The sequence below is a fragment of the Bacillus sp. C1 genome (assembly GCF_054570475.1).
Window position 1 is genome coordinate 123,815 of sequence record NZ_JBTMZT010000002.1, and the last position, 24,236, is coordinate 148,050.

17 protein-coding genes and 2 pseudogenes are annotated in these 24,236 nt (G+C 33.2%); 12 read left to right on the forward strand and 7 right to left on the reverse strand.

The window, feature by feature from the left end:
* Window positions 1-638 precede the first annotated feature (638 nt).
* The gene (locus ACX5JI_RS07265; RefSeq protein WP_459500441.1) at window positions 639-2,177 is read left to right on the forward strand and encodes a thiol-activated cytolysin family protein; all 1,539 of its coding nucleotides are present in this window, start codon (window positions 639-641) and stop codon (window positions 2,175-2,177) included.
* 491 nt (window positions 2,178-2,668) lie between these two features.
* On the opposite strand, the pseudogene ACX5JI_RS07270 reads toward ACX5JI_RS07265, so the two are convergent.
* Window positions 2,669-2,776 (reverse strand): annotated as a pseudogene (locus ACX5JI_RS07270) (small, acid-soluble spore protein, alpha/beta type); the annotation flags it as partial.
* A 392-nt stretch (window positions 2,777-3,168) separates the two neighbouring features.
* Between ACX5JI_RS07270 and ACX5JI_RS07275 the strand changes: the two are divergent.
* From ACX5JI_RS07275 to ACX5JI_RS07295, 5 genes and pseudogenes are all read left to right on the forward strand, one after another.
* On the forward strand, window positions 3,169-3,420 hold the full coding sequence (locus tag ACX5JI_RS07275) for a hypothetical protein (protein ID WP_459500442.1): 252 nt from the start codon (window positions 3,169-3,171) through the stop codon (window positions 3,418-3,420).
* Between the two features lie 294 nt (window positions 3,421-3,714).
* On the forward strand, window positions 3,715-3,939 hold the full coding sequence (locus tag ACX5JI_RS07280; RefSeq protein ID WP_459500443.1) for a hypothetical protein: 225 nt from the start codon (window positions 3,715-3,717) through the stop codon (window positions 3,937-3,939).
* A gap of 1,069 nt (window positions 3,940-5,008) precedes the next feature.
* Window positions 5,009-6,322, forward strand: a complete 1,314-nt coding sequence (locus tag ACX5JI_RS07285; protein WP_459500444.1) for a D-alanyl-D-alanine carboxypeptidase family protein — start codon at window positions 5,009-5,011, stop codon at window positions 6,320-6,322.
* Between the two features lie 222 nt (window positions 6,323-6,544).
* The gene (gene bla / locus ACX5JI_RS07290; protein ID WP_459500445.1) at window positions 6,545-7,480 is read left to right on the forward strand and encodes a class A beta-lactamase; all 936 of its coding nucleotides are present in this window, start codon (window positions 6,545-6,547) and stop codon (window positions 7,478-7,480) included.
* A 1,398-nt stretch (window positions 7,481-8,878) separates the two neighbouring features.
* Window positions 8,879-9,376, forward strand: a pseudogene (locus tag ACX5JI_RS07295) (family 1 glycosylhydrolase); the annotation flags it as partial.
* Window positions 9,377-10,015: 639 nt separating this feature from the next.
* Here the strand turns inward: ACX5JI_RS07295 and ACX5JI_RS07300 are convergent.
* Entirely contained in the window at window positions 10,016-10,573 is a 558-nt protein-coding gene (locus ACX5JI_RS07300) for a fascin domain-containing protein (RefSeq protein WP_459500446.1), read from the reverse strand.
* Between the two features lie 773 nt (window positions 10,574-11,346).
* Between ACX5JI_RS07300 and ACX5JI_RS07305 the strand changes: the two genes are divergently transcribed.
* Complete coding sequence (locus tag ACX5JI_RS07305; protein WP_459500447.1) at window positions 11,347-12,693, forward strand: SpaA isopeptide-forming pilin-related protein; 1,347 nt, start codon at window positions 11,347-11,349, stop codon at window positions 12,691-12,693.
* Window positions 12,694-13,302: 609 nt separating this feature from the next.
* Here the strand turns inward: ACX5JI_RS07305 and ACX5JI_RS07310 are convergent.
* Window positions 13,303-13,500 carry a YflJ family protein gene (locus ACX5JI_RS07310; protein ID WP_459501048.1) on the reverse strand — a complete coding sequence of 66 codons (198 nt, stop codon included), beginning with the start codon at window positions 13,498-13,500 and terminating at the stop codon, window positions 13,303-13,305.
* Between the two features lie 263 nt (window positions 13,501-13,763).
* On the opposite strand from ACX5JI_RS07310, the gene ACX5JI_RS07315 reads away from it, so the two are divergent.
* Genes ACX5JI_RS07315 through ACX5JI_RS07325 form a run of 3 tightly spaced genes read left to right on the forward strand, consistent with a single transcriptional unit; the run spans window position 13,764 to window position 16,336 of the window.
* The gene (locus ACX5JI_RS07315) at window positions 13,764-14,771 is read left to right on the forward strand and encodes an aliphatic sulfonate ABC transporter substrate-binding protein (RefSeq protein WP_459500448.1); all 1,008 of its coding nucleotides are present in this window, start codon (window positions 13,764-13,766) and stop codon (window positions 14,769-14,771) included.
* A 12-nt stretch (window positions 14,772-14,783) separates the two neighbouring features.
* Window positions 14,784-15,554: an ABC transporter permease subunit gene (locus ACX5JI_RS07320; RefSeq protein ID WP_459500449.1), complete on the forward strand. Its 771-nt coding sequence runs from the start codon at window positions 14,784-14,786 to the stop codon at window positions 15,552-15,554.
* 11 nt (window positions 15,555-15,565) lie between these two features.
* Window positions 15,566-16,336, forward strand: a complete 771-nt coding sequence (locus ACX5JI_RS07325; protein ID WP_459500450.1) for an ATP-binding cassette domain-containing protein — start codon at window positions 15,566-15,568, stop codon at window positions 16,334-16,336.
* Between the two features lie 139 nt (window positions 16,337-16,475).
* Here the strand turns inward: ACX5JI_RS07325 and ACX5JI_RS07330 are convergent, their stop codons facing one another.
* From ACX5JI_RS07330 to ACX5JI_RS07340, 3 genes are all read right to left on the reverse strand, one after another.
* Complete coding sequence (locus tag ACX5JI_RS07330) at window positions 16,476-17,927, reverse strand: MFS transporter (protein ID WP_459500451.1); 1,452 nt, start codon at window positions 17,925-17,927, stop codon at window positions 16,476-16,478.
* A gap of 590 nt (window positions 17,928-18,517) precedes the next feature.
* On the reverse strand, window positions 18,518-19,072 hold the full coding sequence (locus tag ACX5JI_RS07335) for an HPP family protein (protein ID WP_459500452.1): 555 nt from the start codon (window positions 19,070-19,072) through the stop codon (window positions 18,518-18,520).
* 117 nt (window positions 19,073-19,189) lie between these two features.
* A complete protein-coding gene (locus ACX5JI_RS07340) occupies window positions 19,190-19,774 on the reverse strand; it encodes a CGNR zinc finger domain-containing protein (RefSeq protein ID WP_459500453.1) in 585 nt (194 codons plus the stop codon).
* Window positions 19,775-20,290: 516 nt separating this feature from the next.
* Between ACX5JI_RS07340 and ACX5JI_RS07345 the strand changes: the two genes are divergently transcribed.
* Window positions 20,291-21,994, forward strand: coding sequence for a M4 family metallopeptidase (locus ACX5JI_RS07345; protein WP_459500454.1), 1,704 nt, complete (start codon window positions 20,291-20,293; stop codon window positions 21,992-21,994).
* 535 nt (window positions 21,995-22,529) lie between these two features.
* On the opposite strand, the gene ACX5JI_RS07350 is transcribed toward ACX5JI_RS07345, so the two are convergent.
* Window positions 22,530-23,123, reverse strand: a complete 594-nt coding sequence (locus ACX5JI_RS07350) for a TasA family protein (protein WP_459500455.1) — start codon at window positions 23,121-23,123, stop codon at window positions 22,530-22,532.
* Window positions 23,124-23,612: 489 nt separating this feature from the next.
* On the opposite strand from ACX5JI_RS07350, the gene ACX5JI_RS07355 reads away from it, so the two are divergent.
* The gene (locus tag ACX5JI_RS07355) at window positions 23,613-23,852 is read left to right on the forward strand and encodes a hypothetical protein (protein ID WP_459500456.1); all 240 of its coding nucleotides are present in this window, start codon (window positions 23,613-23,615) and stop codon (window positions 23,850-23,852) included.
* Window positions 23,853-24,236 lie beyond the last annotated feature (384 nt).

Here is a 24,236-nt window from a genome sequence, read left to right on the forward strand (position 1 = left end):
GAAAGTTATTTGTTTTGGATAGAGGATGGGATATGTAGAAGGTTTACGTGCGTATAATGCTATTTTTCATTCTTAAATGAAATAGGAGGTATAAGGAACCGTTCTAGGGTTAATTTCCAATCTAAAAAATAATGTTCAATAAGATTCAAATTTGATGGTCTTTGCACTATGATTTCTTAAAGTATATACTCTGATGAAATATGCTCCCTGATTTTTACTTTTCTTCATCATACATGCCTCCATCCTTTAAAGTGCTATATCTCTACTTGAATGTACATTCTTTAGCCCACGTAAAAGTACCGCGTATTTCAATAGGTATACAGAAACCATTTATATGATTCATGCTACTCTTATTAACAATGTAAAGGGAACTTGATACATTCTCATATGTAATATTGCATATAAGAATGTATTGATAAAAATGTAAGCGCTTACTATAATAGAGACATAAAGATAAATCACATCTTAGCAACAAAAGAGGAGGAAATAATATGGCAATCGCAATGGCAATTTTAAAATTTGTTGGTGGGGCACTTCCGTTAGTTCAAGAACTTTTAAAAGCATTTATGTAAGTTCACTATTTAGCAATTATTTATAAATAATTATCATACCTTAATACGAAAAAAAGAAGGTAGGGGTTGGTTTTTTTGAAAATTACAAAAAGTAACAAAGGAATAAAATTCCTAACATGTTTATTAGTTAGTTTATGCACTATTAATTATTCATCTATTTCCTTCGCGGAAACAAAAACAGGTAATTCAGCTGATGCAACAAAAAATGCAATTGGCATTGATACTGGCATAGCAAATCTAAAGTATAATAATCAAAAGGTTTTAGCAGTAAATGGTGATCAAGTAGAGAGTTTTGTTCCGAAAGAAAGTATAAACTCAAATGGTAAATTTGTAGTAGTTGAACGTGAGAAAAAATCACTTACAACTTCACCAGTCGATATTTCGATTATTGATTCTGTGGTTAATCGTACTTATCCAGGAGCAGTACAACTTGCAAATAAAGCTTTTGCAGATAATCAACCTAGTTTATTAGTGGCTAAGAGAAAACCTTTGAATATTAGTATAGACTTACCTGGCATGAGAAAAGAAAATACAATAACTGTCCAAAATCCAACATATAGTAATGTGTCTGGAGCAGTAGATGATTTAGTATCTACTTGGAATGAAAAGTATTCAAAAACACATACGTTACCTGCAAGAATGCAGTATACAGAATCTATGGTTTATAGTAAATCTCAAATAGCAAGTGCTCTTAATGTTAACGCTAAATATCTTGATAATGGGCTGAACATTGACTTTAATGCGATTGCAAATGGAGAGAAAAAAGTAATGGTTGCGGCATATAAGCAAATATTTTATACCGTAAGTGCAGAACTACCTAACAATCCATCAGACCTTTTTGATAATAGTGTTACTTTTGGTGAGTTAACTCGTAAAGGGGTAAGTAATGCGGCTCCGCCTGTTATGGTGTCAAATGTAGCTTATGGCAGAACAATTTATGTAAAATTAGAAACAACTTCTAAGAGCAAAGATGTACAAGCTGCCTTTAAAGCCTTAATCAAGAATAACAGCGTCGAAACGAGTGGACAGTACAAAGATATTTTTGAAGACAGTACTTTTACTGCTGTAGTATTAGGCGGAGATTCAAAAGAGCATAACAAGGTTGTGACAAAAGATTTTAACGAAATACGAAATATCATTAAAGATAATGCAGAATTAAGTCCTAAAAATCCAGCATACCCAATTTCATATACAAGCACTTTCTTAAAAGATAACGCAACTGCTGCTGTTCATAACAATACAGATTATATTGAGACTACAACTACAGAATATTCAAGTGCTAAAATGACGCTTGATCATTATGGGGCATATGTTGCTCAATTTGATGTATCTTGGGATGAATTCTCATATGATCAAAATGGAAAAGAAGTACTAACACATAAAACTTGGGAAGGAAGCGGCAGAGACAAAACTGCTCATTTCTCTACAGTCATACCACTTCCACCGAATTCAAAAAATGTAAAAGTCGTAGCGAGAGAATGTACAGGTCTTGCATGGGAATGGTGGAGAACAATTATTAATGAACAAAATGTTCCATTAACAAAGGAAATAAAGGTTTCAATTGGAGGAACAACATTATACCCAACTGCTAATATTAGTCATTAGGTAAAAAGCGCCCTACAAATAGGGCGCTTTTTACCGCTTGTTGGGAAACTGGAGCTAGGGGGCTCCTGTTTTTGTCGTTTTTATTACGTTACTGTTTTAGATGCATAATTGCATTGTTTTATCGAAAATAGTTGAGATATATTTGTATATGATCCCACAAAACACTTTTAGTTGCTATACCTAAAGTATTTATTTATTATGATATTTAAAAGCAACAAATGAAATGCGATATAATGATATACAAAGAGGAGCGAAAATAATTTATATGTACCCAAAATTTATTGATAAAATAGCATTTTCACAAGCGCATAAAAAGTTATTAATTCAACTATATAACAAAGAAATTTCAAGAAGCGAGTATAATCAATTGGTAGAAGTGTTTTATTGTTCAAACAAGGAAGAGAAACGATGATTCAACTTATCGTGAAGGGAAAACCTTCTCATGTTCGTCATTTGGCTTATGATCCAGAATATCCATTTACTATACCAAGTTAGCGAGTAACTCCACCGCCAAGTTGTTGTTCAGCTAATGATACTAAACGTTTTGTAATTTCTCCACCAACAGATTCATTTGCACGAGCTGTTGCGTCTGCACCAAGTTTATATAGAACATAAATATGATACGAATTTATTTCGTGAAGAGTGTATACCTTAGTTTAAAACTACATACCCATCAACTTAAGAATTCAGAATTACCCCAAACGAAAAAAATAAGTATCGTAACATATATGTTTTTTACCTGTATTTATGAATAACTTTAGATACTTACATGATAAGCATCCAAATAGGGTGCTTTTATCATGGGCTGAACATTGAGTTTATTTTAATGCGTAAAGACGGTATTACAGCTGGTTCATGGAAACTAGGAAGATTCCCTGTCTTCTCCCATTCTCTTTAGAGCTGTCACTTTGGTGATGGCTTTTTGTTCATTTGAATAAAAGGATATTTATGGTTTTTGTTGAATGAATAGATTGGGAAAGGTGGAGAAATTATGCAATATGGAGAAGTGTTAAAAGAATTAGCGGTAGGGGGAATATATATCGAAAAACAAATTTCTGATTTGTTATGCAATAATAGAAAAGAATTAACCATTTTATGCGATTCTGTAACAAAGTTCGGTAAATCTGAAACAGAAAGATTTCAAGTGATAGGTAAATATGAAATATATGTTCATAAAAATCACGGTTACTCTTATCACGCGCCATCAAAAAAGACAATGGTTTATGTTATAGAAAAGATTTAAAAGTATCCGAAATGGGTGTTTTTTCCTTTGTTGCATAGAAATTACACATTAAACTAGTAAAATATTGAATGAGACAAGCACGGCACAACTTCCTTTATAATCGTATTGGATGAGCACGTTGTAGTGCTCTTTTTTTTATTGAACCAAATGGACATTTGAAGAGATAGTACTTCCATTTCCTTTTCTTAAAATATCCTTAAATGTATCTAGATTTAAGGATATAAAAAATGAGAATGGTATAATTTTCTAAAGCGGAATAAATAAAGTTGATTTTAGAAAAGGGGGAGATGGGAAATGTTTCAGAAATTTAAATTTTATTTAATCAGCATTGTGGTCAGTTCGATATTAGGGGGAATTATCATAGGTGCTAATTTCTTGTTCCAAAACATATACGGATTAATTGCAGGTAAAGGATTTTATTTTAATATGTGGCCTTCTATTATTATATTTTGCATAGTGTTTATTTCTAGTATTACATATATGTTGAGGCAGGGACCAGATATACTTATTAATGATTAATTCTATAGTTACTTCGTTTGGCGCTACCGTAATCGGTTTAGCGTCTTATTTGTTGTTAAGGGATGATAAAGGGTAACAAAACAAATGAACATAACGAACGAAAATAGAGATAGTTAACAAATGTCTGTTTTTCTGATTGAACGTGAACAGAAGAGTGTTCTTAAATCTTTAATTATAAATTCACGAATGTTCGCCAATTTTCCATACATTTACGAATAATAATCATTTATCAAAAACAATCCATAGCGTACGCCAAAATCGTTTTTTTCCATGTTAGAATTTTCGTTTTGGGGGTATCATACATTGCCATCAACTTAATAACTTAGTTGTTTCCCAAAACGAAAAAACGAGCTTAATGCTCATAAATAACCAAATGTAGAGAAGTGAAATTTTTGTTTAGGGGATACTTCAAAACCTTAGCTTGATGTCCGTGGGTGCCCCTATTATATAAACCCCAGATCCTACTTTATTTTAAATCTAATTTTTTTTTGTAAATGTGGAACAAATTTATTACTTAGATTGTCTATTAAGTGTAATCTTAAAAAATATGAAAGGACTGATCATTTTGAAAAATACAAGGATATTAAAAATAGGGATGTGTGTTGGAATACGAAGTGTCAGTCTTGCAAGTGTAAAACTTTTTACAGGTGAATCATCGCAGGTGAACGCAAAAAAAGACTGAGAAAAATGAACCTGCAAATCATGCGATTCATCGAGAATTCGCGCAACTCAAGAAAAAGTTTGACGCTAGACGGGGTGTCTATGCTATCGATACCGGTATAAATCGGTAAGTGACTGTCCGATTTAATGAGCGTTTTCATCTATAAGGCTTTGGCTGCAGGAGCAGTACTACAGTGAAATTTAATTGACAAACTTGATGAATTTATCACCTTTGCAAAAGATGGCTTAGTCGAGTATTCCCCAATTATAAAGAAACACGTGATATCGGTATGACTCTTGGAGAATTTGCTGGGACCGCTATTAGTTACATTGATAACACTGTCTATTTTTTTTGATTATGTTTTAGAATAACGGTTATGTGAGTACAAAGATATTGGGGGTAACAGAAGTGAGAGGTATGTTTTGCAAGAGATTCATTGCAATGGTAACAGTGCTTACACTATTTTGCAGCATGTTTGTTACATCTGGCAGTGCATCAGCGGAAACAGTTCCTGCTTTAGACGTAGAAGCAGGATCAGCAATTTTAGTAGAAGCAAATTCCGGGAAAATTTTATATCAAAAAAATGCAGATGAATTATTAGCAATTGCTAGTATGACAAAAATGATGAGTGAATACTTAGTTCATGAAGCAGTGGATAAAGGGAAACTTAAGTGGGATCAAAAGATAAAAGTTTCCGAATATGCATATAAGATTTCACAAGATCGCTCATTATCTAACGTTCCGTTAGAAAATGGTGGCTCTTATACAGTGAAAGAGTTATATGAAGCAATGGCGATTTATTCTGCGAACGGTGCAACAATTGCTTTAGTTGAAGCAATTGCTGGAAAAGAAATCGACTTTGTAAAAATGATGAACGATAAGTCGAAAGAGTTTGGAATGAAAAATTATAAATTTGTAAACTCTACAGGCTTAACAAACCAAGATTTAAAAGGATATCATCCCGAAGGGACAGCTCCAGACGAAAAAAATAAAATGTCTGCAAGAGATTGTGCGATTTTAGCACAACGTCTCATTCAAGATTTCCCGAAAATATTAGATACAGCAAAAATATCAAAAAAAACATTCCAAAAGGGTGGCAAGTATCCAATTGATATGGCGAACTTTAACTGGATGTTAAAAGGTTTAATTAAGGAATACGAAGGTGTAGATGGCTTGAAAACAGGAACTACTCCAGAAGCCGGAGATTGTTTCACTGGTACAGTAGAAAGAAACGGAATGCGTCTAATCTCTGTAGTGATAAAAACAAAGTCTCATACAGCACGTTTTGATGAAACTAAGAAATTATATGATTATGGATTTGCGAATTTTGAAGTGAAGAAGGCCTATGCAAAAGATTCAGTAGTAAAAGGGCATGAAACAGTGCGAGTAGCAAATGCACAAGGCAAAGATGTAGTAGTTCAAACGAAGCAAGCTGTTTCACTTCCGATGCCAAAGGACAGCAAAGACATTTATAAAAAAGAATTTAAAGTATCGAATAAAGAACAAGAAGCGCCTATTAAAAAAGGTGTAACAATTAGTCAAATGATTATATCGCCTAAAGATAGTAACGATCCTGGGTTCTTATCAGGTAAATCATTACAAGTAGACCTTGTAACAAAATCTGAAGTAGAACAAGCGAATTGGTTAACACGTTTTATGCGCGAAATCGGATCTTTCTTTAGCGGCATGTGGAATAGGGTGGGCTGCGGGATTTACAATTAATGCGCTCAAGTAAATATATTTCAATTTTTGCAAGTGGTAAATACAATATAGGAAATGATGTAAGATATATAAAACGATGTGTTTTCCACGTATTCACGATAGTTTGTTTATTTTATGATAAGAGAAGTACGAGAGGAGTGTTATCCGATACACTCTTTAATTGCATCGGTATTTAAAATACTTAGACAAAATCTATATATTCTTGAAAGAGGTTGAAACTTTATGATAGTCTTAAATAAGTTTTTTAACATGTCACATTATAAAAAGATTGTACCTGTATTATTGCTTTTATGTGTAACGCTTATAGGCTGTTCCAATAATAATAATACTCAATCTGAGCCATCTAAACAAACCAAACAAGAAAATACAGTTAATCATTCTTTTTCCAAACTTGAAAAAGAATTTGATGCTAAGCTCGGTATTTATGCATTGGACACTGGTACGAATCAAACTGTTACTTATCGACCAGATGATCGTTTTGCATATGCATCTACATCTAAAGCATTAGCTGTGGGGGCTCTTTTACGTCAGAACTCAATAGAAGATCTTAATCAAAGGATCACATATACTCGTGAAGATCTTTCTAGTTATAATCCAATTACAGAAAAGCATGTTGATAGAGGAATGACGTTAAAAGAACTTGCTGATGCTTCTGTTCGATATAGTGATAATACGGCACATAATTTGATTCTTAAGCAATTAGGTGGTCCTTCTGAGTTTGAAAAAATATTGCGAGAAATTGGTGATACTGTTACTACGTCAGAACGATTTGAACCTGAATTAAATGAAGTGAACCCAGGAGAAACACATGATACCAGTACACCAAAAGCGATAGCTAAGACACTTCAATCTTTCGCATTAGAAACTGTACTCCCACCTGAGAAACGTGAACTATTAGTAGATTGGATGAAGAGAAATACAACTGGAGATAAATTGATTCGTGCGGGCGTACCAAAGGGATGGGAAGTAGCTGATAAAACAGGTGCAGGATCTTATGGAACAAGGAATGATATTGCAATTATTTGGCCACCAAATAAAAAGCCAATTGTTCTTGCGATACTTTCTAATCATGATAAAGAGGATGCTAAATACGATGATAAACTTATTGCAGAAGCCACTAAAATAGTGTTAGATGCTTTAAAAACTACCAATAAATAAGGTTCTGTTGAAATAGTATTCCCTTTTATTGAGAGTGTAGCACAAAAAGAAAAGTCCGGTTGATTCTTAACAGAATCAACCGGACTTTTCCTATTCAAGATCGTATATAAAGTATTGGAAAGTAGAAACATAAACGTTCTTTAATAATTTCACTTATTCTTATTTACTATATCGGAATTATAGGTTATACTAAATGTAGTGCAAAGATGCACGATTTGAAAAAGAGTGTAGGACAAAAAAGGAATCTATCAAAGCTTCCTTTTTTGTTCATTACATGTAAGTTCGTTTCTTAAAAACAATCGTTTCGATACAAGTATTACCAAAATGTATTTGGAGATGTTTGTATATTGTTGATAATAATTATTACTATAAATTCAAATTTTAAGATTAAAAATTTGAATTTAAAAGAAAAGAGAACCCAAATGGATTCTCTTTTCTTGGCATATTTACAACATGGAGAATACTGAGACAGATCTTTTAAAACTTTATTAGGGGAAAGTTTTAAACAGTACTCTTATAATAATACTTACATAAATGTAATATATAGTAAATTGATAGAATTAAAACTAATGATTCCGAATATTCAAACGGTGTAGTGAGGGCTATATTAAACTGGACCGATATCAAGTACATCATGAAAAAGAGCATACTTTTACAGTAACTTGAGAACCAAGTAAAGATGCTCCTACTTAATATCTTTAACAATCTCATTTCTTTCAGATTGTTGAAAAATAAACTTGTCAATCGCAAGAGAATTGAAACAGATCATCCTTTATTAGAAAATAAAAATAAAGGATGATTTTTTATATATATTTTTATCAACAAAATCTAGAAATTACAAATAATCGTAAATTTTATAATATGACATACAATAAAAAACACCATATTGTTCGAATTGAAAAAGAGAGGTTTGGATAAGAGAAATTGAAGTAGAAGAGGATACAAATATTTTAGAAAAGGTAAATCTAAGAAGAAGAGAGAAGGGAAAAAAGAAAGTGATTGAAAAACAAACCATTCAAAGCCTAACTGATCCAGATGCATATTTATCTGTGGAACTAAGTTTCGCACAAAGTAAAGAACACAAGTTTTATTGACAGTCATCATTCAAAACTTGACAAAATTACTCTCGCTAAAGGAATTTTGCTTACATTTCACTCATCAAATTATGGATTAGTAACGATTAAAGCAGCCGGCTCCTTGGCATGTAGATAGTAAAAAATTAGTTTTCAGTAGTTTAAAAGAAACAGAAGATTTACAAAGTTTCGTCTTAAGAGTGTATAATCCGGGTTTAACGGAAGTCGTTCATGACGAACAATTGATGCTAAATGAATGTGCCGCTGTTGGATTTTTAGCACTAAATGATGAAATCATAAGTCCTTTAGAAGAAAAACAAATAGAAGCTTTCTTGATCCGGCCGTAAAGGGAAGGTATCCAAAAGAGTTAGTTCACTTTATTCAAGAGCAAGGGCTGATGCCGCGATATGAAGAATCGGATCTACAAAAGATTAGAGCCAATACGATTGATTTTTTAGGAGTGAATTATTACCAGCCAAGAAGAATAAAAAAACGGGAAGCGCCAATGTTAACGAATGAACCGTTGATGCCAGAGTACTTTTTTGAAGTGTATGATTGGCCGGATAAAGTAATCAATCCGCATAGAGGGTGGGAAATTTATCCGCGCGGAATGTATGACATTGCAATGGATATAAAAGAAAATTATTTTAATATTCCTTGGTTCGTTTCAGAAAATGGAATGGGTGTGGAAGGAGAAGAGCGATTTTGTGATGAAAATGGTGAAATTCAAGATGATTATCGAATTGCATTTCTAATCGATCATTTAACGATGTTGCATCGTGGTATTGAAGAAGGAAGTAGTTGTTTTGGGTATCATATGTGATGTTTTGTTGATTGTTGGAGCTGGTTAAATAGCTATAAAAATAGGTACCTAGATCAAGGATACAAGCGTGTATTAAAGAAAAGTGGTCGTTTTTATTATGTTACTGTTTTAGATGCATAATTGCATTGTTTTATTGAAAATAGTTGAGATATATTTGTATATGCCCCACAAAACACTTTTAGTTGCTATACCCAAATGAATTTATTTATTATAATATTTAAAAGTAACGAATAAAATACGATGTAATGATATACGAAGAGGAGCGAAAACAATTTATATGTACCCAAAATTTATTGATAAAATAGCATTTTCACAAGCGCATAAAAAGTTATTAATTCAACTATATAACAAAGAAATTTCAAGAAGCGAGTATAATCAATTGGTAGAAGTGTTTTATCGTTCAAACAAGGAAGAGAAACACTAATTCAATTTCCTAATTGTTTAGCAATCGTATGTACAATAAAATCTGGAATTTTTTTATTTGCGGATAATGGTCTCCCAGGAAGACGTAAGATTGTAGCAGAAAGAAAGGCCTGATTTATTCTTAACAGAATCAATCGGACCTTTTCTATTCAAGATCGTATATAAATTATTTGAAAATAGTACTACTTCACTTCCTTAAAATCTTTGCTTTTTATTCTAGAAATATACCAGAACAAATCTTTCCCAGCTTCCAGCGATATAGCTATTTGCAAGTAATTCTTTACCTCCTCCGCCATTAGCTGAAATAAATTTCCCATTACTTAAAGCTTGTAACACATATATTCTGTTATCTCCACCATTAAATAATATAAATTTTTCCCACGTGCCAATGGAAGTACGATCTGCTACTACTCTACCATTTGGTTCAAAAGATACATATTTCCCATTACTTTTAGCTTTTAAAGCATACGTGTATAATTCGCCTGTTGAAACTAGTTCGAATTTTTCCCAATCGTTAACGGTACTCCGATTAGCTATTACAGCACCATTCGGCTCTGCTGATACGTATTGTAAATTAGCTGCTTGTAGAGCAACAGTCCAACTTGTATTTACTAAATTAACTGGTTTTAATGATTTACTAGTTGGTTCACTAGCCGCTGACGCTTCACTACTCACTGGTACAAATGCCAGTATTGCTACAACAAATGACAATATAATTAAAGATAACTTGTTACGAAACGTACTACTTTTTTCTTGTACTAGATGATGATTCATTTTAATTCCCCCTCCGCATAATTGTAATATCGTTCCAATTATACAATTTTCTACTATTATTGTAATTATTATCTATAATTTATCAATAAATTACTTATTATTCTGTTTATTTATTGTCTTTTGAGGAAAACCCTATTTACTTCTTTTAGCTCAAATTTTATTTCTATGTTAGGTTTGAAATCTTTTAGAACAGCTAAACGTATATTAGCTAGTTGTGTGGTGACATTCTTGATAGCATAAAATACGATTTCAATAGGGATGTACTAGTATCCGTTTTCTTCTTCGTATATTTATACCATAAATAATAAAATTTATATTATAACATAAAAAAACAATGTTTTTTTATGAAATATTGCATAAAAATTTGGATTGCAATATATATACTTTCTGAATATAATAAATATAAAATATAGATAAAATTCTGAAAATAAAGATAGTTGTTTTGTGAGGACAGATGGGATCAAAAAGGCGTTTGTTTAATAGATGGATTGCTCAGTGTATGTATTTTTTATAGGTAAATTTAAATTCTAAAAAGTGATTTTTTGAATGCGTTTTTAATAATATTTACGCCAGTACATGTAGTTAAGTAATTAGTCTCTTTAACAAATATCATGAATTCGATTAAATGATAAAGGCCATAAGAAAATATGAAATCATACATAACCTTTATTTTTGCGCTAATTTTTCTGAATAATTAAATTAATGTATTTTTACATCCAGTACAATGAATAGGTGAAATATATTCTAAAAATTTGATGAATGGTGGGAATGAGATGAACCGCAGAATTTTAACAAAATGGTTTGGAATTATAAGTTTAATCATTATGTTGCTAGGGGTTTCTATTCCACAAGCAGCAGCCGAGATAATACATCAAGAAAAGTTTCAAATGAATTGGAATTATATTAAATTTAAAGGTAATGAAGTAAAGATAAAGTCAGACTTACTAAGCACGTCATCAAAAGATGTTGCATATTGTTTATCACCTGATCTGGATTCACCTAATGGAGATGACCTTTCTGAAATTGGAAAAGAGAATGATTTTATATATCGTGTCTTACTTTATGGATATCCTCAAAAAACACCGGCTGAATTAGGAGTTTCTACAAAAGAGGAAGCCTACTATGCAACTCAATTAGCTATCTGGATTGCATCTAAAAAAATTGAAATTGCTGATTCAAAACCAGAAAACCAACAGGTAGATAACATTGTGAAAAATTTGGTAGAAGCAGCTTCTAAAGGTACTGAAGTTCAGGAAACATATTTGAACGTAATACCTGCTGGAAAACAAACTGTAGAGAAAAATGGGGAATATTTTGAAACGAATTTATATACAGTTCAATCAAATTCAGTATCTGGAGTATACTCAGTTCAAATGGAGGGTGCACCAGAAGGAGTTAAAATTATAAATGAACAAGGTGAACAAAAAAATGAATTCTCTATCGAAGAGAAATTTAAAGTTATGATTCCCAAAAACGTGACGAGTGGAGATTTCAAGCTAAGGGTAAATGCTAAATTGCAGAGTTTACAAGCAGTTATCTTTGATGGCAAACAAAAGGTTCAAAATACAACTGCCTTATTACCAAGAATGAGCGAAAAAAGTAGTACAGATATAGTAGTAAGATGGGAATTATTAGGTTCGTTGAAAATTATGAAAGTAGGGGAAAATAGAGAAGCTTTAAAAGGAGCGGTGTTTGAAGTTGTAAGTGAAAATGGGAATTTTAGAAAAGAAATTACTACAACTGAGAATGGGAATGCTACATTAAAACAACTTCCTACTGGTACGTATAGTGTAAAAGAAATTCAGGCTCCAGAGGGCTATATACTTGACCCTACAATAAAAAAAATCGAAGTGAAAACTGGGGAGATAGCAGAAATAGAAATAAAGAATCAAAAAATAACAAGTGGCCTGGAAATTAAAAAAGTGTATGATACATATGAAAATACTAAACAATCTTCTGATATACAAAGTATGGAGCACACAAAAGAAAACAATCTTGCAAGTAAAGAAAAGCATCACTTACCATCAACAGGAGCGAAGTTTCCAACTATCCCATTTATAGGATTAGGATGTGTTATTTTAGGGATATATATACTAAAAATAAGAAAGAAACATAGTTAGAAATGATAAACAACAAAGGGCGGTTACCGATGTTTTAAAAAAATATTAAGAAATGTTTGTGAAAAAGATAGATTATATCATATCCCCTATATTGAAAGCGTTTACAAAAAGTGAAATTATGAAAAAATTATATGTTATACGTAAACGTTTTGTCCCATACAAAAAATAGTCTGAATTCTTATTTGAATAATAAGACAAAGGGTTCTAGTATGATAAAAACAAGCTAGTTACCATACATTCACTTATCAGCATTCATCCTATCTAGAAAGCAGGACTCCCTTTTTAAAAAGGGGGTCCTGCCTTCTAAGTAAGTATTAGCGCAACCAGCATAAGTCTATAATTAAAAAACAATGTGATAGTCCCTTCGATTTCCTCAATAAATTTATATTCAATTTTTGGTTGTTGTTGCTCTTTGTTTAGATATTCTATATAGTTCTTACAAAAATGTAATTACAACATGTAATAAAGAGCGCGATAAAAATTTAGTATTTTAAGTTATAACGCTATCATATCAATAGAAATTCAGTTTCTTCATATAATGTTTGTTTTACACAATCAACAGGGAAACTTATTTCGTATCTATATAACCTGTAAACTGTTTTTAATCTATTATTTCGCCGCCGTTTTTTTCTGCGCCTCCCATAGTAAACTCCTCAAAATATGTGCGCGATAACTTTCTAATTTCCGTCCTTCATAATAACGAATACCTAATTTTTTAAGTTCTGCTACGTACCATCCTTTTGTTCCGTAGTACATGGAAATCACTCCTTTTGCTTTTAGACAGTATATGTTGTTGGGTTTAAGGATATGGCGGTTCTTGTATTTTTAGGTGAATAGTAGTTGCAGTCAACAGTGAAAAAAACCAACTTGACTAATCGGATTAATAAGCTTACAATTATTGTTAATTAAATTTGAGAGTTGACTAGACCACTAGAGACTTTATTTCGCTTTTTGGAATAAGTCTCTTTTTGCATTTAGAGGGGGATTTGCATGATATACAACAGTTGAAGGCATAGAAGTGGTCAGAGCCGTAGTCCGTTTAAGATGAAAATATGAGCGAGGTGGGAGAAATGAGAAAAAGGAAAAGTATTTTTTACACGTATGTCATAGCACTATTAAGTGTATTAACCATTTTAGCCGGATGTAGTTTAGGGAATAAGGAAACGGCCGGAAAAGAAAAAGGGGATAAAACAATTCGGATCGGCTATCAAAAAGGGAATACACTTAACATTTTAAAAGAAAGTGGGTATTTAGAAGATCGATTGAAGAAAGAAGGATATAAAGTAGAATGGAAGCTTTTCACGACAGGTGGCTTGCTGATGGAAGCTTTGGCTACTGGAAACATTGATTACGGGCACGGGGCGGATGGTCCTGGTATTGTTGCCCAAGCTACAAATAAACCAATTGTCTATGTTGGAGCTGATAAACCAAATCCTGAAGGTGTGGGATTAATGGTAGCGAAAGATTCTGGTATTACAAAAATAGGAGAACTGAAGGGGAAAAAGATTGCCGTAGTAAAAGGTGGGAATCATCACTATTTAACGGTGTTAGCATTAGAAAAAGAGGGGGTAAAACTAGAAGACATTCAATTTGTTTACACGAAAGATGCCTCTGAAGGAAGAGCGTTATTTGAAACGAAACAAGTTGATGCGATTGCTTCATGGGATCCGTTTTTTGCAGGACTTGAAAATGATTTAAAACCAATCACGCTTACAGATGGTGGCAATGATTATCCAAATCGGACTTTTTATTTTTCTAATCATGATTTTTCTAAGAAGCACCCGGAGTTAATTAAGATTATTTTAGAAGAAACGAACAAATCGGATTTATGGGCGAACGAACATAAACAAGAGGTCGTCAAGCTTCTTGCGAAGGCGCTTGGTTTAAAAGAGGACATTTTGAAACGAGCAATTGATAGAAGACAGTATGGTGTAGATAACATTTCAGAAGATATTATTGAGCCACAGCAAAAGCAGGCAGATGTTTTTAAACGCATTGGATTAATTTCTAACAAAATTCAAGTGAAAGATGCGATGCCAATTCAAAATGATTGGACACCAAATTTACTTAATAAATAGGGGGAGATTGTAATGAAAAATAAAGTTACTTATAACGTATTACCGTGGATTCTCCCAGTTATGTTGCTTATTCTTTGGCAGGTGATCTCTACATTTGAAGTTGTCTCAACAAATTTATTTCCATCACCGCTCACGGTACTCCAGTCTGCTTGGACATTAATAACGAGTGGACAATTATTGTACCATTTGGAAGCAAGCTTAGGCCGGGCATTAATTGGGACGCTAATTGGCGGGACGATCGGATTTTTGCTTGGTGTATCTAATGGAGTGTCTAAATTTTCGCACCGCGTTTCAGATACTACCATTCAAATGATTCGCAATGTGCCGCATCTAGCGTTAGTACCGTTAGTAATTATATGGATGGGAGTAGATGAAGGCGCGAAAATCTTTTTAGTTGCACTTGGTGTTATGTTTCCTGTTTACATTAATACGTATCACGGCATTCGGACAGTTGACCCAGGGTTCATTGAGATGGGAAAAATGTATGGCTTAAATAAATGGCAGCAGTTCACAAGAATATTATTGCCAGGAGCATTGCCATCTATTTTCTTAGGTGTACGCTACGCACTTGGCGTGATGTGGTTAACGCTTATCGTGGCAGAAACACTTGCGACGCAAAGAGGAATCGGCTATTTAGCGACAAATGCAAGGGAGTTCATGCAAGCAGATATTATCATTATTAGTATTGTACTATATGCGTTATTTGGAAAAGCAGCAGACTTATTCGCACACTTGGGAGAAAGAAAAGTGCTTAGATGGCATTCGAATTATAGGAAACAATAGGAGGGGGCTATATGTCAAAAGTAGCGACTGAACTTGAAATCTCAGAAGGAATAGAAAATGGTGTTCACATTCAGTTGAAACATGTAGAGAAAAGATTTGAAGAAAAAGAAGTGTTAAAAGGAATTAATCTAGACATTCGTCCGGGAGAATTCGTTGCAGTAGTTGGAAAAAGTGGAAGCGGAAAAAGTACATTATTACGATTAATTGCAGGCGTAGAAACAGAAACTTCAGGAGAGGTATTGTTTAATAATGTTTCCATAAAAGATTCAAAAGTAAAAGTAACAATGATGTACCAAGATTCTAGGTTGTTACCTTGGGAGAAGGTAATCAATAACGTTGCGTTAGGCATAAAAGATGAGTGGGAACGAAAGGCTGAGGAAGCGTTAGAAGCTGTAGGCTTACTTTCCTTAAAAAAAGAATGGCCCGACACATTATCTGGTGGTCAAAAACAACGTGTCGCATTAGCGAGAGCACTCGTTCACGAACCAACTTTACTATTATTAGATGAACCTCTTAGTGCTTTAGATGCACTGACGAGACTTGAGATGCAAAATTTAATCGAAAAAATATGGTTAGAAAACAAGTTTACTACAATTTTAGTAACACACGATGTAAGAGAAGCAGTACGATTAGCGGACCGGATCATACTAATTGAAGAGGGCTATATCTCTATGAATATTGTTAATCGTGCTCCTCGTCCTAGAAAACTATCCGATACTTCGCTCGGTGCATTAGAAAATAAAGTGCTTGAGAAAATTGTTGGGGATGTGCATGTTCTATGAGGTTAGTGTGATATGAAAGTGTGTTTATCTCTTCAATCATATGTTAAAAGGAAAAAGCAAACAAATAAACAGACTCCTGCGTTTAAATAGGAGTCTGTTTATTTTAAAAGTTTAAAAAAACCACGTTACTTTTCATAAGTTAAGATCTTTTCTCTGCTTCAATTTCTAAAGATTCTTCATGCCACCAAAGCGTTTCCTCAGGGTCTTGGTTAGCTATTTGGTGTGCCTCTTTTTTCGTTTCTACGGTAGGATAAGAACCTTTTAATGCCCGCCCTGACGTTGTAACAAATAGTAAACTAAATACAACTAATCCAATTAAGCTTATACCTGTTAAATAAAATGCTGGTGCTAGAGCATTACCAGTAGCGTGAACTAAGTATGAACATACAAGTGGTGTTGTACCACCGAATATGGATACAGAAATATTAAAAGATATAGAAAGTGCACGATAACGTACATCTGTGAAAAAGAGAGCTGGTAATAACGAAGGCAGTGTTCCTTCATAAATACTAAGGAAGAAACCTAAAACAAGAATACCCACAAAAACGGCTGCAATATGTCCATTACCTATTAGTAAAAATGCTGGAATTGCACATAATGTTAAACCAAGTAAACCAAATTGTACGACACGTTTATTGCCAACTTTATCACTTAATTTTCCAAAGTAAAGCGCCAGTGGAATCATAAGTGCCATTGTAATTGAAATGATAATTAAACCAGTTGTTTCTTTGATTTTTAATATTTGCGTTAGATAAGAAGGAATAAAAGAAAGGATCATATAGTTAGTAATATTAAAGAAGGCAACAATTACTGTGCTTAGCAGGAAGTCTTTTTTATGATATTTTAAAATATCGATAAATGGAATTTGTTCATTGTCTTCAGATTCCTCTTGTGCTTTTTCCATCTCTTGAAAGATTGGAGATTCATCTAAATGACGGCGTAAATATAAACCGACCAAACCAATTGGTGCAGCAATTAAGAAAGGAATACGCCATCCCCAACTAAGCATTTGTTCATCTGTTAACAATAACGTCAAAATGGTAACAATTACGGAAGCGGCAATATAACCTGAGAGTGTTCCAATTTCAAGACCACTACCGAGTATACCACGCTTTTTATCTGGAGAAGATTCTGCGATATAAACCATTGCACCTGAATATTCGCCGCCTGTAGAAAAGCCTTGAATCATTCGAGCAACTAATAATAGTATCGGTGCCCAAATACCAATTTGTTCATAAGTTGGCAGTAGGGCGATGAATAATGTAGAAAGTGCCATTAAAATAATAGTCGTACTTAAAACAATCTTCCGACCATGTTTATCACCAATTCTACCAAAGAAAATACCTCCAATTGGTCGAACTAGAAAGGCAGCAGCAAATGTACCAAATGTAAGTACAAGTTGGAGACCACTATTGTGAACACCTGAGAAGAATAATTGACTTAAAATAACCGCTAAATACGCATATAAGCCAAAGTCGAACCACTCCATTGCATTCCCAATGCCGGTAGCAACAACAGCTTTCCTTGCTTGTTTAGGGTTAACAATATTAACATCTTGAGGTCTAAAATCTAAATCATTTTTTTGTTGCATATAATAAAAACAGCTCCTTATTTAATTTAAAATCATTAAGCACACCTTCCCCTATAGACTAAATTCAATATGAGGTACTCAAAGAAATGAAATCCCTTCTTTCATTAGTTTACCATAATAACCATTCAAAGTCTCGTAATAAGGGTTTTGTTGGGAAAATAAGGAATTCGAGTGGCGAGAAAGACACTATATAAGTGGTTTTCTTGGGCTTAAACTAGAGCGTAGAAAAACATACTGTTAATGGGATTTTAGAAAGATATGATGCTCGGAAGTAAGATAAGATGAGCAGGTTTGAAATCGCGAATTTTGTCGATTGGTCGATATGTTGTGTCGAATCGACGATATATGGTGAGAAACGGTTGATATATTTGGAAAATCGCTGATATATTTGAAGGAACGTGTGATATTGTTTTATCATGTTTTCTGAATACGATGGATTTCATACAATTGGAATACTGTGGAACAGGCAACAACGGGGCTATCCAAAAGTCGGTGAAACTGATTTTAGGATAGCCCTGCTTTTGGTTTGGAATAAAGTTTAATTAAATCAAATACTTTAAATTATTTTCTCCAGTTTCTCAGTTTAAAAATCATATCCAAAAAGTTGGATAGCTTCTTTTATTACATATGTTATTCATTAATAAGGCAATAACTACAATAACAACGGATCCAATTAAAACCGGTGTTATTAAATAACTCCAACTGTTCGCCCCTAAGATCACGATAATTGGATCTGCCCCTGCCGGAGGATGCGTTGTTTTCGTTAGCATCATAATGGCAATCGCCATCCCCACTGCTAAGGCAATCGTCCAATATTCATTCCCAAATAAATGATATATGGATAGACCAATAAAAGTAGAAATAAAATGACCACCAATAATATTACGTGGCTGAGATAACGGGGCGTTCCAAACGCCAAATGCTAATACGCAACTCGCCCCAAATGGGGCCATTAACCACTCTGTAGAAGTTATGTTTGTTAAATACAGTAAGGTGATAATTGTTAGAAATCCTCCCAGTAATCCTGTTAAAGAATCTTTTATATTCACTTGTAATGTGCTTTTTCCTTTCCCTTTCATTTTCGAAAAATATTGTGAACTAATGAAATGAGTACCTTTCTGTTTAGATGTTGATATATTATTCATTGTTCTCCTCCTTTATTTACCAATCATTATAATTCAGATGAACTAACTGGTCAAATTAAATTTAAGAGGTTAGTTTAAAAGCGTAAAAAAAAGAACCAACTCTTAAAAGTCGATTCTTTACACCTCGTCAGATTTTCGATGTTGAAATTTTGCTACTTTTTTCCGATTTCCACATATTTTCATAGAACACCATTTTCGTTTTCCACTTTTATCTATAAATAATAAAACACAGTCGGGGTTTGAACATCTTTTAAGAGAAATCAGCTTGTTTTCTGCTATTAAAGTTAATGCATCAAAAGCAATTAATGAAATGAGCATATCTTCAATTTTTCCAACTGGAATGGGGAGTAAACGATGTTTGGTCAATCTATATATAAATGGCGACTTTTCAACTTGTTTTTCTAAATAGGTAATAAAATCCTCCGAAATTTCATGCTGATCAGCAATGAGTTCAAACTGTGTTCTCAACACCTTTCGCACATCTAATATTCTAGACACAACTAGAGTAATACGCTCTTGAATCTCTTTAAGCGTTGTTTCATTCCAAAAAGACAGATTCTCCTTTATTACATGTAGCCATTCTAATAGATCTTCATGTGTTATTAATAAATCCTGACGTTGTCCACGTCTAACGAGTGCTGTATTTACTAAATCTAATGAAAGATTTCCAGATATAAGCGGAAATTTTTTTGTTTCTTGCATGTATTCATCACCTACTCTTTAGACAATCATATTCTAAAGCGATATAACGGGCAACTTTTTTGTAACGGTATAACTTTTTATAAATGTCGCGTCTTTATTTCAATTTTGTAATAGAAAAAGGTGCACAAGAAGTACCGAAGATGGTAGAAATTGAAAAAGGGCATTAAGTTGCTTGTCATTTGTTTGGGTGAGAAAAGGGTAGTAAAAACGGGATGGACAAAGGAGAATTTGTATTCTTTATCCATCCCGTTTATTTATTATTTTTATCATTACTAACCGAGAAGGTTCCTCTCCTTGAATTCCTCGATAATTAAGGTAGTTGTAAAGGGTTCACCCCATTATAAGCATTCATTTTTTTCTAGAATAGTTGAATGTAACTAACAAATCATCGACCTGAAATTATGCAATTGTGCATAATACTATATAAATTCAGTATTTTCTCTTTTTTTTGACAAGGTTAGACATTATACTTTTTTACAAGTTAAATATTTCAGACAATTACACGAGGTGAATATCATGGGAAATAAAAAAACAATAGCGACAGTGGCATTAACAACAGGATTAGTTTTAACAGCTGTAACACCATATGGAATAGGTCATGCAGAGGAAACAGATCAACTACAAGTTCAAATTCAGGAAGATTCGTTCCGCACAGGTGAGCTGACACAACCATCACAAAAGGCACCAGAGAATGTAGTAAAAGATGCTCTTAAGGAGCAGGCAGAGCAAGCTTTGTCTCCAAAACAAGTGAATGGAGAAACGGGAGTAGATTATAAGGTACTTCAAAAGCGTGGGTCTTATGATGGAACTACACTTGTGCGTATGCAACAAACATATGAAGGAAAAGAAGTTTATGGACATCAATTGACTGCACACGTAGATAAAAAGGGAGTTATTAAAAGTGTTTCAGGAGATAGTGCACAAAATTTAAAACAAGAAGATTTAAAGAAACCTATTACTCTATCACAAGAAGAAGCAAAACAATATATTTATACGAAGTATGGGAATGATATCAAGTTTATTTCTGAGCCAGAAGTAAAAGAAGTTATTTTTGTGGATGAAAATAATGGACAAGCCAGCAATGCATACCAGGTTACATTTGCTGCTGCAACACCAAACTATGTATCTGGAACTTATTTAGTAAATGCTCATAGTGGTGATATGCTAAAAAATATGGTGCAAGAATCAGATTTAAAAGCAAGTGAAAAGCTTGTTAGAGCCCTAAAAGAAAATAGAAAAAGCAATCTTACATCATTAACTGGAACAGGAAAAGATGATTTAGGTGTAGCTCGTACATTCGGTATTTCTAAACAAAGCAATGGGAAGTATGCACTTGCTGATTACACAAGAGGGCAAGGAATTGAAACGTATGATGTAAATTACAGAGATATTACTAAAGAGGAAAGTTATTATCCTGGTACATTAGCAACTAGTACTTCAACAACATTTAATGATCCAAAAGCGGTAAGTGCTCATTTCTTAGCAACTAAGGTATATGATTTTTATAAAGATAAATACAAGCGTAATAGTTTTGATAATAAGGGACAAAAAGTAATTTCAGTTGTACATGCATGGGATTCTGAAGATACAAATGATCCGAAAAACTGGCAGAATGCGTTAAGTGCTAATAATGGTAGTATGCTTGTATATGGAGATCCTATTGTAAAGGCATTTGATGTAGCAGGACATGAATTTACACATGCGGTTACATCTAGCGAATCCAATCTTGAATATTCCGGGGAATCTGGTGCGATTAACGAGGCATTATCCGATATTATGGGAACAGCTATTGAGAAATATATAAACAATGGGACATTTAATTGGACAATGGGAGAACAAACTGGATCAGTTTTCCGTGATATGAAAAATCCATCTTCAGTTCCTTCATCAGCTGGAGTACCGTATCCAGATGATTATACTAAATATAATGATTTTAAAGGATGGGATAATGGAGGTGTTCATTTCAATTCAAGTATTATTAATAAAGTTGCGTATTTAATTGCAAAAGGTGGCACTCATAACGGTGTGACTGTAAAAGGTATTGGCGAGGATAAAATGTTTGATATTTTCCATTATGCAAACACTGATGAATTAAACATGACTTCTGATTTCTCTGAATTGAGAGCGGGTTGCCTTCGAGTTGCAACGAATAAATATGGAGCGAACTCAACTGAGGTTCAAGCAGTCCAAAAGGCCTTTGATGCAGCAAAAATTAAGTAAGTGAGAATATAGGTCTTTTCCATACTGAACACGTTCTTTTTAGAGTACTAGTATCAGTATGGAAAAAATACGGGAAATTGTTTATAAGAATCTTAAAGTTGTTTACAACAGCCCTCTTTTTTTAAACGAATAAGTTTTACAAAAAATACAAAATATGAAACAAGTAAAAGCCATTAATATCATGCACAAATGCTGATATCAATGGCTTTTTGTATAGATATGTAGCAACTAATTTTATAAAATCATAAACTTCGTTGTACCTTTTATTAATAATACGTTTGTAAAGGTATGTTAGTATTTTCAATTGTTTATGTGCTATATAGAATTGTTAAAATATATAAATCTAATTTGATTTTCTAACAGATACATTATGGTTATGAAAAACAGACAGAGACCTTCACTCATTTTCTCCTTCTGTTTTCACATGAAATGAGGCTAAAAAAGGTATTGACTGACCGCTTCTATCCATGACCGGATGCTCTCATCCATCTGAAAAGCATGGTTTGATATTAGTTTTTTAATTTGGATTTATATATTATCTTTCTTGTCCCTCTGTTTGATTGGCTTGGAACTCCATTTTCAAAGCAATACTATCTCCTTGGAATACATTTTGATCCATTCCGTTGTCTTCAAATATAAACTTCATCCAGAACCAGTCCATTTTTCCTGGTTTTAATCCATTTGTCTCAGCCCACTTAGAATGAAATACTTCCTTAGAGGCGATTTCTGGACTTTGTGATTTTAGTTCTGCAAGGGTTGTTTCGTATACAGGGGCCTTTGCTGGGTCCCAATCCAAAAGAAATTGTACTTTAATATGTTTACCAAAATCATCTGTACGATTATTTTGTTTTAAATCGTTTACAGTATAGTCTATTTTCATCATGACATCTTTAATATTTAATGTACCACTATTTGTTAAATTGAATTTCTTTAATATCTTGTCTCCAGGTTTCAAATTTTCTAAATCAAGTGAAGTAGTTGGTTGCATAGCTAAATCTAATGTACCCGCAGCAAAGGTATTCTTTGAGACAACTTGATCACTAAAATAAGCATACGTTCCCCCACCTATTAAAGATAAACCTAGAGCAGCTGACATAATTCCTACACCTAATTTTCTTTTCAATGACATTTCTTGTTCCTCCCTATTTAATTTTTTATATATTTTTCTTGATGAATCAAAAATCCCCTTAATAAGGGTATAGCACGAATTGTAAAATTTTTGTATTAAAATAAGAATTTTCCTTATTGAGAAAATCAAAAACGATTCTATTTTTATGAAAGATCCCAATTTCTTGCCTTGATAGCAAGAGGGAAGGGCCCCACATCTATCAAACTAAGATTTTGAAATGTACCTAAAGCGAAAAAGCGCTATTCTTTTTGGTGAAATATAGAAAGGGCAACGCCTTGGGGATATTAAAGTCTCTTAAATTGGGGAGCATGTATGGAAAGCCTAATAGAGATACAGTTATGACATATATTCAAGAATGACAGTAGCGAATCCGCTGAGTTTTTATTTTACAAAAAATAACTTTTTTCTTCTGGATGCAAGAAGGTTTTACAATAAAATACATAGAAGTATATGTCTGTAATGTTGAGGTGAGTCGAATTTGTATTATGGTTGAGAACCATAATACAGTCATTTCAATTAACTTTGTGTATAAAGGAGAGAAAAATCGGTACAGCAGTCGTTGGTTTATCTGTTTTAGGTTTTGGAATCTTTGGTGTTGCAGATGGAAATGGTGGAGGATCCCCTGTTTATAATCACGGGGATGTCCCAGCCCCGAAACTAGAAACCCATGCAGATTTATCTAAAGCAAGCTCTGTAATTGTTCAATATAGCCATGCTGAAACTTGGTAAATGATAAGTCCACAAAAGACAGCAACATACATTTTACTGCCCCCTATTGTTAGATACAATAGGAGGCAGTTTTTTTATGAGCTGAGTTTGCGATTTTCAAAGACCTTTATATAGAAGAGAAATTAATTGTCTCACAATGTGCCTGAGGTTATTGTGATTTTTGAATATAAATAAAAAATATAATTCTATTTAACAATATATTCTGTTTCCTCTAATTTACCTATACCTTTTATATACGGTTCAGCCCAGATTAATTTACGCTTAGACAGTCCGTCCCCTTGTGTATCTTTTCTCCATGATTAAACATTCTACCCATTAGTTTTTCAAGCATCTCTATTCCTTAATCTGTTAAAAAATCATAAATATGAATCAGAAAGGTCATAA